Raw genomic sequence first — 14,060 nt, forward strand, 5'->3', positions numbered from 1 at the left:
GGCAGCCCGGCAGCCCGGCAGCCCGGCGGAGCGTGCGGCGACCACCGTGTCCGCCGTTCCGTCGGCCGCCTCGCGGGTGGCGCCGTTCGCGGCTCCCCAAGGAAACACTCGGGGCCGTACACGATCATTTGACTGTTCACCCTCCGCACATGAATGATCACTTGGTGTTCCCATTGATCGGCTCCTTTCTCCGGGGCCTTGACGACAGGACACATAGATGACTTCGACCATGCGCGGGACGACGAATTCTCCGATGGTGCGGCGGCTGGCTGCCGCGGCCGTCGCGCTGGGCAGCTGCATGGCGCTCGCCGGGCCGGCGGGGAGCGCGGGCGCGGCGCCCGCCGAGCCCGTACCGACCGTCTTCTTCGGGGACTCTTACACCGCCGACTTCGGTATCGCCCCCTTCCACGAGGGCGACAGGACCTTCTGCTTCCAGGCGAAGGAGAACTATCCCGCCGTCGCCACCCGGCGCCTCGCGGACAAGGGCATCACGCTCGACGTCCAGGCGGACGTCTCCTGCGGCGGCGCAACCGTCCAGAACTTCTGGCAGGAACAGGAGCTGCTGGGCGGCATGAAGGTCCCGCCGCAGCAGGACGCGCTCAAGCAGGACACCCGGCTGACCATCGGGAGCCTGGGTGGCAACACGCTGGGCTTCAGCCGCATCCTGAAGCAGTGTTCCGGCGACCTGCGGAGCCATCCTCTGCTGCCGGGAGAGCCGGTGGACGCTGACGAGCCCGCCGCCAAGTGCGGCGAGTTCTTCGAGTCCGGGGACGGCAAGCAGTGGCTGGACGGCCAGTTCGAGCAGGTCACCGGGGATCTGGAGGAGCTGCTCGACCGCATCGCGTACTTCGCCCCCGACGCGAAGCGCGTCCTGGTCGGCTACCCGCGGCTCGTGCCCGAGGACACCACCAAGTGCCTGACCGCGGCGCCCGGTCAGACGCAACTGCCGTTCGCCGACATCGCCCAGGACGCCCTGCCGGTCCTGGACCGGATCCAGAAGCGGCTGAACGACGTCACGAAGAAGGCCGTCACCGAAGCCGACGGCGGCGCCGACTTCGTCGACCTCTACGCCCACACCGGCGCCAACACGGCCTGCGACGGCGCCGACCGGGGCATCGGCGGCCTGCTGGAGGACTCCCAGATCGCCTTCGGCGACGCACACATCCCCTGGTACGCGCACCCCAATGACAAGGGCCGCGACATCCAGGCCGAGCAGGTGGCCGTCAAGACGGAGCAGATCCTCAACCGGTAGCAGCCCGCAGCAAAGGTGGAGCGCGGCCCGGCACCGGACGACGAACCCGCCGGTTCCCCCGGCCGGGCCGCGCCCGGGCCGCTATGGGGTGGCCCGGCCCATGGCCTTCGTTCCACCGCTGGGAGCGCGGGTGGGCACGAGCAGCCGCCCCGCCCGTTCCGACAGTTCTCGGGCGTGATGGTCGTCCGGGAACCGGGCCAGTCGGGTCCGCAGGTTGTGTACGGATTCGCGGATACGGGCCGACTTGACCCCCTCCGCGATGTCGAGGAACTCGGTCCAGACGGTCAGGGCGCCCTCCAGATCGCCCTGCCGTAGGTGCAGGGCACCCAGGTGGCCGAGGACGTTGGCCCGGCTGCGACGGCGGTCGAGACCGTGAACGGCGAGGGCCTGTTGGAGCTGGACCCGGGCGGCGGTCAGATCGCCCATGCGGGCGAGGATCATGCCGGACGCATGAGCCCATCGACCGATGGTGAAGTGCGAAGCCCAAGAGGTACCGGTGGGGGCGTCGGCGCTGCGCTCGATGTGCTTCTGTGACGCGGCGAGGTTACGGGTGGCCAACCGGTGATCGCCGTCGAGTGCGGCGGCCTCGGCGAGGGTGGACTGGTAGTAGGCCCGCACCCTGGGGTCGCCCACGTCCCGGGCCGTGGCGACGGCTTTCTCCGCGAGGGCGAGCGCCCCGGCGTGGTGTCGGGCGCCGAGGCCCATGGCCTGAACGGCGAGGCCGCGTAAGGCGGTCGCGGCGAGTTCGGCCTCGCCCGCTTCATCGGCGAGCCGGTAGGCGTGGACATAGTAGCCACGCGCGGCAGCCCCATGGTCCTGGTCCTGGCTCATCCACCCGATGAGGTGCGCGAGCCGTGACGTCGCCGCGTACAGCTCCCGCCCCGTGGCCTCCGTGTATCGGCCCTCCAGCCAAGGGCCGACATGGTCCGTGAGATATCCGATGGCCAAGTGACGTACATGGCCGCCGCCGTATTCGGCGGAGCTGTCCCCCAGCACCCGGACCATCTGGTCAATGGCCTCGACCTCGGCGCGACCAACCCTGATGGCACCCGAAGAGACCGACCCGACGTGTCGGGTCACGGCTTCGACATCCGGGATATCGAGGAAGGACAGCGCGCCGCCGCTGGTGGCGGTGAGGAAGTCCCGGCGGTCCACGCCCGGTGGTCAGTCGGCCCTGACGGGCCGGATCATCGCGGCGAAGCGGGGCGAGTCGGGGAAGGGCTGCTGTTCACCCAGCTTCTCGTATCCCCAGCTCTCGTAGACGGCCTTGACCTTGCCGTCGCCGGACCGGGGATCGACCAGCAGGGTGACGCGTTCCTCGGTACGCCCGGCCAGCCAGGTGTCATGGAGACGGCGGGCTACGCCGGTGCCGCGCCAGCGCTTGCGGACCACGATCTCATTGAGACCGACGGTACGCCGCCCGTCTTCCCGGATGACGTCCTCGGGCACCGGCTCGGTCATGCTCCGCCACCAGCGGGTGTCGGCGGCGAGCGGCATCCCGAAGCAGAGCCCGACGGGCTCACCCCCGTCGTAGCCGAGCACGGCCGCCCACCCGGGCCGGGACGCGTAGGCGCTCAGGCGCTCGTCGAAGCGGGCCACGGTGTGGAACTCCCCGGTCATGCCGAAGTCCTGGTGCCGGACTTCGGCATGGATGTCGAGGATCGTCTGCCGCACGGCCGCCAGGCCCTCGGCGTCGATGTGGCGGAAGTCGATGGTCACGGTGATCCTTTCCGATCGTGGAATCGGTCGGTCCACTCGGAGGCGAACCGGGCTCCGGGGGCAACACGGGCCAGGCCGTGGTCGAACTGGCGGAGGGCCTTGCGGGTGCGCCCGGTGAGGGCGGCCTGTTCCGGCAGAACGGTCAGGGCCGTGCCGCACGCGGTCTCGGCATCGCCCTGGCGAAGCTGGGTGAGGGCGAGGTGCGCGGTGTAGTAGCACCGGTTTCGGCGGTACTCGGGGCGCAGCAACGTGAGGGTCTGGTGCAGATGGGCCTCAGCCTCCTCGTACTCCCGGAGCTTGACCAAGGCCAGGGCGGAGAGGCCGTGGAGTTCGGCGGCGTCGTAGAACGCCATCACGCTCTCGCGCTGCGCCAAAGGGTCGGCGCGCTGGAAAGCAGTGTGGGCACTGCCCAAGGCGCGCCGCCCGGCCCGGGCGTTTCCCGTGTCGGCGTGAACGGAGGCGAGTCGGGCGGAGGCGAGGGACGCCAGAAGGGGATCCCGGCGGCTGGCGGACGAGGAACGGGCCCTCTGGGCAGCCGCCATCGCTTCGTTGTCGTCGTTCCTCTGACCCGCGAGGATCGAAAGATGCCTCCAGACACGGAATTCGGCCTCCGCATGGCCGGAGAGCTTGGCCAAGGTGAGGGCACGTTCGACATAACGCTGAGCGCGCTCCGGGCGGCAGCGGTCGACGGCGGCCCATACCGCGAATCCGGTGAAGGACGACGCGAGGTAGTAGAGCCGGGAGCGGACCCGCTCCGGCAGCATGCCGCCCGATGACTGGAGCGTCAGCGCCTGCTTGCTGAAGGCCAGAGCCTCGGCCTCCAGTCGGACTGTCGCACCCGAGGCGTCGTCGTCGAGGATGAGCCGGTCGAACGCCCGCTCCAACTCGTCGACCTGAGCCATACCGATACGGGGCAGGGGACCTGCGGCTGCGGTGGTCGGCAGCGCTGCCGCTCCTAGGGCGGCAGCACTTGCGACGGTGAAGTGACGACGTTTCAAGGTGTCCTCCGGATCCACGTCCGCTAAAGCTTCGGCCGATAAAACGTTGCTCGCTACACTGTTTCTCGGCAGGAAACCCAGCTCGTATGCATCGAATCCGAACTCCATTTGCAGGGCGCGCCGCTGACGCTCCTGAGGCCACCTCGTCTTCCCCGTGATCCAGTTACGGATGTGGCGGGCGGTAATGCTGCCGGGGCTGCCCGTCAAGTCCTCGATATGCAGGTTGAGCCGATCGGCCAGCTCCTCCTGCGACAGCCCTGCGGCCTGCAGATGAGCGGCAAAGCGGGTGTTCTCCGGCTGCGCCATCAGCCCAAGGTAGCCCCGCACACACCGAGCGTGCTCGTGCGAGGGTAAAAATTTCCGGTATCGCATATGCCAACAGGCGGCGGAATTACCTGGCTCGCCACTGCGGCGACCCGCTTTCCTCGGAGCTGCACCAATTACCGGCTCTATCCGCGTTCGCGGCGGGCCGTCTTCACAAAGGGCACCCCGACAGGCCGTCGCCACGACCTGCCGGGGCTGTGACCAACCAGCTTGCTAAGGAGCTGATCAGCCGTATGTGTGATGCTATCGCCCGTCTGTTGACCCGTATCCTCACCCACCTCGCCGGGATACGGCGCCCCGTGCCGCCCGGTCGACACACCGTCGCGTACCTCTCCTCCGGGCGCCCCACCCCACCCCCCGTCGACCCGTGGTCGCGCCCGTGGACCGGGCCCACCCAGGCGGAGGCGCGGGCCATCCTGCGGGCGCGGGAGGAGGCGGAGCAGACGCTCCGGCTGCTCGCGCCGCCCGTCGCGGCGGCACGGCCCCGGCGGCGGGTGTACGTCGCGCCCGGTGGGGTCGTACTCGCGCGGCGCGTGCCGGTGCTGACCACCCGGCCGTCGCCGGGGTGGGGGTGGTTGCGGTGATGCTGGAGAGCCTTCTCGCCCCGCCACCGCCGCCGCGTACCGAGGTGTGCTGCGTCTGCGGACGGCTGACGACGACACCCGTGGAAGTCGGGTACGTGGAGCGGGCCAGTGGGCCCGGCCGGGTGCAGTACGTGTGCCCGCAGGACGTGGTGAGCCGGGTGCCAGGACCCGTACCGGGGGAGCTCCGATGACCGAACTCCCCCGCTTCCACGGGCGGGTCGTCCCGTGGGTCACCCCCTGGTCCGGCGCGCCGAATCTGGCCGAGCCGGTCGTGCTCGACCCCGTGCGGCGGCGGATCGCCTACGCGGACGAGTCGGTGTACGACCGCGCCGACGACGGCGTGCTGCTCGCCCGGGGCAGGGGCCGACGTGCCACCGACGCGGGTGGGCATCCGCTGTACGAGCAGATGGATCCGCGCCGCCAACGGCGCGCGACCGATCGCCTGTTGTGCCAGGTCTGCGGCCGACGACCGTCACCCCACCCCGAGGGGCTGCTGTGGCTGCTGGCGGGGACACGGCTCCCGGAGGGCGAACTGACCGTCACCCCGCCCGTGTGCCCGCCGTGCGCGGCGCTCGCGGTCGAGCAGTGCCCGGCGCTCGGCCGGAGCCATGTCGCGGTTCGGGTGCGGTATCCCCGCGCCTGGGGCTACCGGGGCGTCCTGCACTCCCCCGACCTGTCCCGACGGCACGGCCTGCGCGCGGCGGACGGCTCCGTACAACTGCCGTACGAGGATCCCCGTACGGCCTGGCTGCTCGCCGATCACACGGTCACCCGGCTGATGGGCTGCGAGCCCGCGACCGGAGACGTACGGTGACCGCCCCGGTGGTCCTCGCGGTGATCACCCACGGCGCGCGGGTGCTGCTCGTACGCCGCCGTCTCCCCGAGGGCCCGCTGCTGTGGCAGTTCCCCGGCGGCAAGGCGGAGCCGGGCGAGTCCCCGGGGGCGACGGCGGTCCGGGAGGCCCGGGAGGAGACGGGCCTGACGGTCGTACCGGGCCCGGTCCTGGGCGAGCGTCGCCACCCCCGGACCGGCCGCCGTCTGGCGTACGTGGCCTGCGCGACGGTACGCGGCACGGACACCACGGCCCGGGTCGCGGCCCCGCGCGAGATCGACGCCGCCGTCTGGGCGACGTACGAGGAACTCGACCGCTACGTGCCGTACGGCGTGTACGCGCCGGTGGGGCGATATCTGCGGCTGGAGGCCGCGCGACGGGAAGGATGACGCGGTAACCGGAACCACCACCGCCGGGGCGACGCACGCCGGTCGCCCCGGCCCGGGAAAGGAGCGGACCGTGACCGAGCGCGACGGATGGGACGGGCTCCCGCCGGGCCTGCGGGCGGGGATCGAGGAGCGCGTCGGCGCCGTACACGACGCGACGGTCCTGCGCGACGGGCTCGACTGCCGGTTCGCGGCGACTGTGACGACCGATCCGCACGGCCGGCTCTTCCTCAAGGGCGTACCCGACGACGCCACGGACGCGGCCGCCGCGCTCCAGTACGAGGCCCTGCTGAACCCGACCGTCGTGGGCGTCGGGCCGCTTCTGCGGTACGACCTCCGGGCGGCGGGCTGGCACGTCCTCGTCTTCGAACGGGTCGACGGCCGACACGCCGACCTGGGGCCCGGGACGCGTGATCTGGACGCCGTCCGCGCCGTACTGACCCGTATGCGCGCCCTCCGCGTACCGCCCGGGATCACGGTGCCCCCGCTCGCCGCCCGGTTCACCGGGTTCCTCGGTCCCGGCGACGCGGAACGGCTCGCCGGGGAGACCCTGCTGCACACGGACACCAATCCGCGCAGCATCCTCGTCACGGACATCACCCGGCGGGCGTACGTCGTCGACTGGGCCTCTCCCGCCACCGGACCCGCCTGGGTGGACGCCGCGTACACCGCCGTCCGTCTGATGGAGTGCGACCAGCCACCCGGCACCGCCCTCGCCTGGCTGGCGACCGTCCCGACCTGGCGGGAGGCGGACCCCGGTGCCGTCCGAACATTCGTGGACACGGTCTGCCGACACCGGACCGCAGCCCTCGGCGAACGGAACGCCGAGCCGGGCAACCGCCGCTTCCAGCTGCTCGCCTGACCCGGCCCCGCCCGACAGTCCCTACGGAGTCGGCCGTCCGTGACGCTCCCAGTAGGCGTCGAACGGCACAGCGGCGGCCAAGGCCCGGTCCCGGTATCCCCGGTACTCCGTGAGAGCTTCCGGAGGCATCAGCTCACCGCCGACGAACGCCCCGGTCCCGGTGTAGTGCATCCGATAGACGTCCCGGTCGTCGAAGATCCAGAAGTCGTGGTCGGGCAGCCCCGTGACCGCCTGCTCCGCCAGGTCGACGATCCCGATGGCCTCCCCGGCGGTGATGTTGCCCGGGTACGCGGACAGCTCGTACCGGAGGTAGTCCGTGAGCGGCGACCTCAGCACATGGACACGGGAAACCTGCTTGCCCCGGTCGGTCATCGACCGCACCCAGGGGTTGTCCGCCCACTCGGGGCCCATGTCCCCACCCGACAGGAACCGCGCGATCTCCTCGCGCTCCTCCTCGATGTCGTACTCGTCCAGCGTCTCCAGCCTGAACGCGGTCCGCTCGAAGTCCTCGAAAAGACGCCCGAATTCCTCACCCGCGAGCACGGCCGCCTCACCTTCGCACTGTTCCATGGGCTTCCCCTCATATCGCCGACAAACTTGTGCCGATGCTTTCGGCCCCGTGGAACATGGTCAAGAACCGGAAGTTCAATCGGAAGAGTCTCCGGTAGTCGCAGGAGTTGACGAAATTGTCCGACCGAACCCGTCGTATTGATCGTGGACAGCAGTCAGCCTCTCGACCGCCACCAGAAGGCCGCCCCGGGGCAACGGTGATGTCTCGCGCTCTGCCACCTCGTGCTTCTTCGTCTTGGATCCTCCCGCCGGCATATCGCCGGGAGGAGGATGCCCGGCAACACACCGAGCGGCCGGGCAGCCGTGCCCGGCCGCCGCTCGTAGCGTGAGGTGCCGATGGGCAAGGGGTCGCGCGGAGATCAGATCTACCGGCGAACCTGGATCAGGGCATGAGTGCCGCTCGTGCGCCAAGCCCTGCCGGACTGTTCCAGGGTGTCCAGTGTCTTCTGCTCCAGCCCCACGATGACGTCGGACTTGAGGGTGCGGAGCGTCGCGACAGCTCCGGGGAAGTACGCCGTAAGGTCCGCGAACCGTGTCCTCGCGTCCCACATCCGGTCGCCCACGAGACGACGGTAGTTGAGGTCACCTTTCAGAATGGTCAGTGTGACGGCCGCGAACTGCTGGCGCAGATCGTCCGGCATCTCCGTATACGGCAGCGGCGCACAGAAGAACGGATGGGTACGAATCTCCACGTGGCCTGTCGCCACGGCCTTCCAGAGACGGCCACCGATCCTGCCGGCCTCTCCAGGTGCCTGGGTGATGCGGCGGAGACAGTCGACGACATCCGCCGTCATCGCGTCGGACACGTAGTACGGAGAAGGCTTGACGTGGAGCACGACCCGCTCGGCGTGGCGGTGTTCGAGGAGGTGGTCGATGAGGATCAGGTCCGGGATCAGCTCTCGCCCCGCGTTGTCCGCCACCAGCGCGACCGTGGAACCGGCACCGGCGGGCAGCAGCTGCCACAACACGGCGCCGTCATCGACGACCAGGCCATCGGTAGCGTCATCGGGGGCCGGATTCCCCTCCGTGACACGGAAACCGAGGTCGGCACGATTGCCCCAGAGCGAGGCGTGGAGCAGGGCAGTGGCCCACTCGTCGGCCGACGCATCGACGACTGTGTCCAGCGCCCCGAGTTCCTCGTCCACCACCGCGGTACGCAGTTCCGCCTGCTTGAACGGGACGAAGGGATCCACTCCCCGCCACGGGCCGGTACCGAAATACTCGACGGCCCCGAGAAGCCTCCGGTAGAAGTAGCTCTCGGCCCACAGGAACGGAGTGTCGAACCACGGTCGCCCGAAGTGCTCCCTCCCCCATACCGCCCATTGCGTGTGATCGTGCGCCGAGGGGTCGAGCGGTTCGACGACGCCGTTGGTGATCTCGTCCAGCAGGGCGTCAAGGGCTTCGTGCTGCCGACGCCCGTACGGGAAGGCGTCTCGTACCTGCTGGATCAGGGCCGGGTGTCGTTTGGTCAGGACTCCCCAGGCGAACGAGCCGGTCTCGTTACTCAGAATGACCGGTGCTCCGGGTTCTGCGGCGGGGCCGGAGTCATGGTTGGCCCCGTCGCCCGAGGTGCGGGAAGTGTTGTCCGGCATGGTGTTCAAGCCCTTCGTTTGTCGCTCATGAGTCCTTGATCTCCAGGGCTACGACCCCCGCCGCGCTGCCGACCAGTACCTCACCCGTAACGGCTTCGAAGGCCGCGCAGTGCAAGGAGGCGTCCACTCGGCGGCCAGGCAGTGGGGATCGGTGTAAGCGGGGCTACATGATCCCTCGCCACCGCCATGGACGTGGCCCAGCTCGTCCCCGCAGGCAGTCGACGCGGTACTGGGCCTGGGCCGTCCACTCAGGATGTCCGGCGGCGTGAAGGGCCGCATAGGTGACCATGCGAAGCGTCCTGATGTCGGCAAAGAGGGCGTACCCCTCCCACTCGGTGACATCCGCTCCATACACACGGCAGAATTCGGCGTACTCGTCGGCTGTGACCGTACCGGTCGTCGTCAGCTTCACCGCGGTCGAGACAAGGTCCCACTCCGGCGGCCCGACGGAGAACCGCTCCAAGTCCATAACCGTACGGCCGGTGGCCGTACGCACTACGTTGCCCACCCATGCGTCGCCATGGACGGGACAGTCCGGGCGACCGGCAGGACGGAAGCCCCATTGGGCATGCAGGCCTCGGCGGAGCTGGTGCAGCCACTGACGGTCGTCTGCCGACAAGGTGCTCGCGCTGTCGATACGTTCTTCCAGCCGGACGAACGGTTCCAGTCGGCCCAGTTCGAAGCCCTCGGGTACGGGCAGGGCGTGTATCCGTGTGAGCACCTCGGCAACATCCATGACGGTGCCGGGTCCATGCGGCGGCAGCTCCGTCCAGAAGGTGACCGGGTAGCCCAACGCCACTACGGGCTGCTCGGCGTCAAGCGGCCGGACCACCGGGATGCCGCTCTCCGCGAGCCATCGAGCGACCCGTACCTCCTTGACCGCCGCAGGCATCTGGCCCGGCCGGGATATCCGTGCGATCACGTTCCCCGGCAGCCGCCACACCTGGTTCTCGGCGATCCGCAGGGCCTCCGCGCCCACGGTTACCAAGCCGACGGCGGAACAAGCCTCCTCCAGTACCGCCCGTTCGGGCGTCGCCGTGATCGTCATACGGGCAGGGCAGCGGTGATGCGCTCCTTGAGAGCAGCCGCTTCACCGATCTTCGGGTGCTTGCTCGCGAAGCGGGCCAGCTCGCGCAGATCGTCGGCTGCGCGCCGGGACGTGAGCCGACCGGACTCATCGAGTGCCCTGTGCCCGGTGGCGGCGGCCTCTCTGGGATCGCCCTTGGCCATGATCAGGGAGGCGAGCTTCGTGCATGAGATGGCGCGGGAGCGGGCGAAGGCATCGTCGTGGCCGCGGACAGCGGACTGGAACCGCTTGCCGGCCTCGGCCGGGTCCTGGCCGACGAGCGCGAGATCGAAGAGTGCGTGGGCGGTGTCCCCCGCGTGCTGGGCGGCGTCGTAGTACGCCATCCACGGTGGGTCATCCCCCGGACGCGAGTGCGCGAAGGCGTCGTCGGCCGCGCCGACGGCGGAGAGCGCGGCCTGCACGTTCCGCATCTTGGCGAACGCCCGGGCACGGGCGGTGTGCAGCATCGCCTGTTCGGTCGTGGTGATCCGGTCGGACCGGACGAGTCCCTTCTCGGCCTGCGTCAGGCCGTCGTCGGGGTCGCCGATCCACACGGCCTGGCGGGCGAGAAAGGAGTACGTCTTGGCGCGGAGGTGCCAGTTGCCGGCTTCCTCAGCACAGTCGGCGGCGACCTTGAAGGCCACTCTGGCGTCGTCATGGGCGTAGGCGTCGAAGTGGGTCGCACCGACGACCATGCCCAACCGCGCCACAGCGGCCAACAGCTCGGTCCGCAAGCTGAGAGGACAGGAGACGGAGAGCAAACCGACCGCGCACTCCAGGGCGCGGCTTCCCATCTCGCCGATCAGCCCTCCGCCTCCGAACCGGTTGTCCCAGACGTTCAGATTCGTGGCGACGGCAATGATCTGCTCGACGTGCGCGGAGGCGATGGTGGACGGTAGCTCGTACGGAGTCGTCGGTGCCACGAGCCGGGCAAGGTCGAGTGGGGCGAGGGCTGCCATGGTGCTGGCTGAGAGGAAGACACGGCGATCCACTGGGTCAGTACTCCCGTTCGAGGCAGACGAGACTGCTCTCCCCAGGATGCGCCCTGCCTGCCTTGGCGCGCCTTCCCCACCAGCCCTCCGCGGTCGCTCCTCGGCATCAGCGGTCTTTTCCTCGGCGTCGGGCTTCCTGAAGGCCATCGGCCAGGCACGTTCAAGAGTCCCTCCGGTTTCCAGAACCCGGTCGAGCGAATGGGCGAGGTCGAGGCGGCAGTGGGGGTACTTCCCATGCTCGATTTGCAGGATGACGTCGTCGCTGACCTGCACTAATCGACCCAGTTGGCGCGCGGAGAAGCAAGCCTGCTTCCGCAGATGCCGTAACTCGCTCCCGAACCACTCCCGGGGTGACTCCGCGGGATTCAGCTTCTTCTCCGGCTGTGGCATTTTCCTGGCCCCCGAATCGTGATGCCGAGGTGCGTAACCCTCGGCATGGAGATCTGCGCATTCCTTCGCCGAACTGCCTGAATGGTGGCTGACCGATCGAGACCAGTACACCGCAACCGAAGCTCGGTGCTGTGCTTCTGGCAGAACGGAGTGGACCACGATGGCCGACCTCCTCGTAGCGGCACCTTCCGTGCCCGGTGTGCGCGCCGGCACCACCAGCCGGCCTGGCAAGCTGGCCATGGATCTGACAGTGACCCCTCAGTCGCTGAGGAACGTTCGGTCCATCGTCGGCGCGCATCTGGGGCTGTGGGGAGTCTCCGACCTCGAAGACGTACGCGACCGGTTGCTGTTGGTGATCGACGAGCTTCTGGCCAACGTCCTGCACCACGCGATTGATCCACGCGACGCCACGGCAAAGAACGCCAAGCTGCTGATCCTGCGGATTCCGGACGCACTGGTGGCTGTCGTCACCGATGCCGACACCACCTTGCCGAGTGAGTCCGTCAAGCAGGACGAAGCCTCCGAGAACGGCCGTGGGCTGCTCTTGGCCAAGTCCGTCTCCGACGACTTCGGGGTCTTGGTGAACAAGGACGGCAAAGACATCTGGGCCAAATTCACCTGTCCGGAGCCGAAGTGGGGAGCAGTGGCGCTGGCAGCGGCAGCCAACGACTGCGGGCCCGCCGACCGGACGACCGACGTGACCCGGTCACAGGGCGGAATCAGGCCGCCGGAACTCGTGAAGACGGCCGGACATGCCCCTCTGGCAGCCGCTCAACCGTGCCAGGATCCACGGATCCTGAGGTTCGAGCGGCAGAACAACCCCGGCGTGGGGCAAGCGGCACACGCGTCCTCGCATGGAGCAGGACCCCCTGCGTCGGCACTTACCCAAGCCCGCCCTACCGATCAGAGCGCCCAGCACGAAGGAGATTCCCAGGTGTCCGATCCATCCCATACGACGGAATCCGACGACGGCCAGTCCTCCTCAGATATCGAGCAGCTCCGCGACGAGATGATCGAAAAGCTGAAGGAGCTGAAGGCCGTCCGCACCCCCGCCGTCGAGGCCGCGCTCCGGAAGGTCCCACGGCATGTCTTCGCGCCCGAGGTGCCGTTGGAGAAGGCATACGCCGCCGAGTTCGCGGTGATCACCAAGAAGGACAAGGACGGTGTCCACATCAGCTCGGTCTCCGCCTCACGGGTTCAGGCCCTGATGCTGGAGCAGGCGGAGATCATCCCCGGCGACCGTGTCCTGGAGATCGGTTCGGGAGGGCTGAACGCCGCGTATATCGCCGAGCTGGTCGGCGAGTCCGGCGAGGTCACCACGGCGGACATCGACCCGGACATCACCACCCGTGCCGAACGGTTCCTCGCCGGGGCCGGGTACGAACGTGTCAACGTCGTCCTGGCCGACGGCGAAGGCGGCGTCCCGGAACACGCACCGTACGACAAGATCATCGTCACCGTCGGGGCCTGGGACATCCCGCCCGCGTGGGTGGACCAGCTCGCCGAAGGGGGCCGAATCGTCGTACCGCTGAGGATGCGGGGCCTGACCCGATCGGTCGCCTTCAACCGGGTCGGCGACCGTCTCGTCAGCCGCGAGTACGAGCTGTGCGGTTTCGTACCGATGCAGGGCGTCGGTGAGAACCGGATGCGGCTCGTCCCCCTCCATGACGAGGAGGGCGCGGAGGTCGCGCTCAAGCTTGACGACGGTGAGCAGGTGGACGAGGGCCGCCTCCGGGACTCCCTGCACCAGCCGCGTACCGAAGTGTGGACGGGTGTGACCATCGGCGGTTTCGAGTCGAACGACAACCTGGATCTGTGGCTGGCCACAGCCCTGGACGGCTTCACGCTCCTCAGCGCCAAGCCGGGTGCCCGCGAACGCGGCATCGTTGCCTCCGTCTCCCCGATCGGTGTCGCCACGCTCGTCGACGGCGACAGCTTCGCCTACCGGACCGTCCGGCCGACGAGCGATGAACGGACCCTGTTCGAGTTCGGGGTGTACGGGCACGGTCCGGACGCTCCCAAGGTTGCGGAACTGCTGGCGGAGGAGATCCAGACCTGGGACCGCGAGCACCGCACCGACCGGGCCCGTATCGAGGCATTCCCCGAGGGAACAACCGACGACCTTCTCCCCGCCGGCCGCGTGATCGACAAGCGGCACACGCGGGTCACGATCTCCTGGCCCTGACAGCCGACTCAAGCCGCGGGGGCAGGAGCCCCGGCACCACCCGTCTGAAGAAGGGAACCCGAGATGGAAGCAAGCACCACCGCGCCGTCCCCGTCGGACTTCGACTTGGACATCAGCATCGTCGCGCAGGGCCGGATCATCCCCGAGCTGATGAACGACACCAGCGACAACTGCACCAGCACTTGTGAGAGCGCCTGCTCCAACAGCACCTGCGTGAACGGCTGACACCCGGCCGGGGGGGGGGGGGGGGGAAGGGGGGGCGGCCCGCCCCCCCCCCCGGCGGGGGGAGAGGGTTAAAAAAAAAAAGA

General features: G+C 69.2%; 15 protein-coding genes and 1 pseudogene. 8 read left to right on the forward strand and 8 right to left on the reverse strand.

What is annotated here, in order from left to right; genetic code table 11:
- The first annotated feature begins 217 nt into the window (after positions 1–217).
- A complete protein-coding gene (locus ACFXG1_RS17375) occupies positions 218–1,252 on the forward strand; it encodes an SGNH/GDSL hydrolase family protein (RefSeq protein ID WP_384743322.1) in 1,035 nt (344 codons plus the stop codon).
- A gap of 81 nt (positions 1,253–1,333) precedes the next feature.
- On the opposite strand, the gene ACFXG1_RS17380 is transcribed toward ACFXG1_RS17375, so the two are convergent.
- Genes ACFXG1_RS17380 through ACFXG1_RS17390 form a run of 3 tightly spaced genes read right to left on the reverse strand, consistent with a single transcriptional unit; the run spans position 1,334 to position 4,275 of the window.
- Positions 1,334–2,407, reverse strand: a complete 1,074-nt coding sequence (locus ACFXG1_RS17380; RefSeq protein ID WP_384711210.1) for a tetratricopeptide repeat protein — start codon at positions 2,405–2,407, stop codon at positions 1,334–1,336.
- A gap of 9 nt (positions 2,408–2,416) precedes the next feature.
- Complete coding sequence (locus tag ACFXG1_RS17385; RefSeq protein WP_384711213.1) at positions 2,417–2,971, reverse strand: N-acetyltransferase; 555 nt, start codon at positions 2,969–2,971, stop codon at positions 2,417–2,419.
- Positions 2,968–4,275, reverse strand: coding sequence for a Tat pathway signal protein (locus ACFXG1_RS17390; RefSeq protein WP_384711216.1), 1,308 nt, complete (start codon positions 4,273–4,275; stop codon positions 2,968–2,970). The genes ACFXG1_RS17385 and ACFXG1_RS17390 overlap by 4 nt, the downstream gene beginning before the upstream one ends.
- Positions 4,276–4,550: 275 nt before the next feature.
- Here ACFXG1_RS17390 and ACFXG1_RS17395 point away from each other — a divergent pair, with 275 nt between their 5' ends.
- From ACFXG1_RS17395 to ACFXG1_RS17415, 5 genes are all read left to right on the forward strand, one after another.
- Positions 4,551–4,877 carry a hypothetical protein gene (locus tag ACFXG1_RS17395; protein WP_384711219.1) on the forward strand — a complete coding sequence of 109 codons (327 nt, stop codon included), beginning with the start codon at positions 4,551–4,553 and terminating at the stop codon, positions 4,875–4,877.
- Positions 4,877–5,068 (forward strand): hypothetical protein, encoded by a 192-nt coding sequence (locus tag ACFXG1_RS17400; RefSeq protein ID WP_384711222.1) that lies wholly within the window; start codon positions 4,877–4,879, stop codon positions 5,066–5,068. Before ACFXG1_RS17395 ends, ACFXG1_RS17400 begins: the two co-directional genes overlap by 1 nt.
- Positions 5,065–5,691: a hypothetical protein gene (locus ACFXG1_RS17405; RefSeq protein ID WP_384711225.1), complete on the forward strand. Its 627-nt coding sequence runs from the start codon at positions 5,065–5,067 to the stop codon at positions 5,689–5,691. The genes ACFXG1_RS17400 and ACFXG1_RS17405 overlap by 4 nt, the downstream gene beginning before the upstream one ends.
- Positions 5,688–6,098, forward strand: coding sequence for an NUDIX hydrolase (locus ACFXG1_RS17410; RefSeq protein WP_384711228.1), 411 nt, complete (start codon positions 5,688–5,690; stop codon positions 6,096–6,098). Before ACFXG1_RS17405 ends, ACFXG1_RS17410 begins: the two co-directional genes overlap by 4 nt.
- 70 nt (positions 6,099–6,168) lie before the next feature.
- On the forward strand, positions 6,169–6,957 hold the full coding sequence (locus ACFXG1_RS17415) for an aminoglycoside phosphotransferase (protein WP_384711231.1): 789 nt from the start codon (positions 6,169–6,171) through the stop codon (positions 6,955–6,957).
- A gap of 21 nt (positions 6,958–6,978) precedes the next feature.
- Here ACFXG1_RS17415 and ACFXG1_RS17420 read toward each other — a convergent pair whose 3' ends face one another.
- The 5 genes and pseudogenes from ACFXG1_RS17420 to ACFXG1_RS17440 all read right to left on the reverse strand — a co-directional run.
- Positions 6,979–7,527 carry a DUF6879 family protein gene (locus tag ACFXG1_RS17420; RefSeq protein WP_384711234.1) on the reverse strand — a complete coding sequence of 183 codons (549 nt, stop codon included), beginning with the start codon at positions 7,525–7,527 and terminating at the stop codon, positions 6,979–6,981.
- A 365-nt stretch (positions 7,528–7,892) separates the two neighbouring features.
- Positions 7,893–9,119, reverse strand: coding sequence for a damage-control phosphatase ARMT1 family protein (locus tag ACFXG1_RS17425; RefSeq protein ID WP_384711237.1), 1,227 nt, complete (start codon positions 9,117–9,119; stop codon positions 7,893–7,895).
- A gap of 163 nt (positions 9,120–9,282) precedes the next feature.
- A complete protein-coding gene (locus tag ACFXG1_RS17430) occupies positions 9,283–10,167 on the reverse strand; it encodes an aminoglycoside phosphotransferase family protein (protein ID WP_384711240.1) in 885 nt (294 codons plus the stop codon).
- On the reverse strand, positions 10,164–11,144 hold the full coding sequence (locus ACFXG1_RS17435; RefSeq protein ID WP_384711249.1) for a hypothetical protein: 981 nt from the start codon (positions 11,142–11,144) through the stop codon (positions 10,164–10,166). Before ACFXG1_RS17435 ends, ACFXG1_RS17430 begins: the two co-directional genes overlap by 4 nt.
- 246 nt (positions 11,145–11,390) lie before the next feature.
- Positions 11,391–11,807: pseudogene (locus ACFXG1_RS17440) on the reverse strand (helix-turn-helix domain-containing protein); the annotation flags it as partial.
- Here ACFXG1_RS17440 and fxlM point away from each other — a divergent pair.
- The gene (gene fxlM / locus ACFXG1_RS17445; protein ID WP_384743331.1) at positions 11,767–13,752 is read left to right on the forward strand and encodes a methyltransferase, FxLD system; all 1,986 of its coding nucleotides are present in this window, start codon (positions 11,767–11,769) and stop codon (positions 13,750–13,752) included. The pseudogene ACFXG1_RS17440 and the gene fxlM sit on opposite strands and share 41 nt — an antisense overlap.
- A gap of 63 nt (positions 13,753–13,815) precedes the next feature.
- Positions 13,816–13,977 (forward strand): FxLD family lanthipeptide, encoded by a 162-nt coding sequence (locus ACFXG1_RS17450; RefSeq protein ID WP_384711246.1) that lies wholly within the window; start codon positions 13,816–13,818, stop codon positions 13,975–13,977.
- The last annotated feature ends 83 nt before the right edge of the window (positions 13,978–14,060 follow it).

It is taken from the genome of Streptomyces sp. NPDC059248, from assembly GCF_042753905.1.
In the GTDB taxonomy this organism is placed as follows: domain Bacteria; phylum Actinomycetota; class Actinomycetes; order Streptomycetales; family Streptomycetaceae; genus Streptomyces.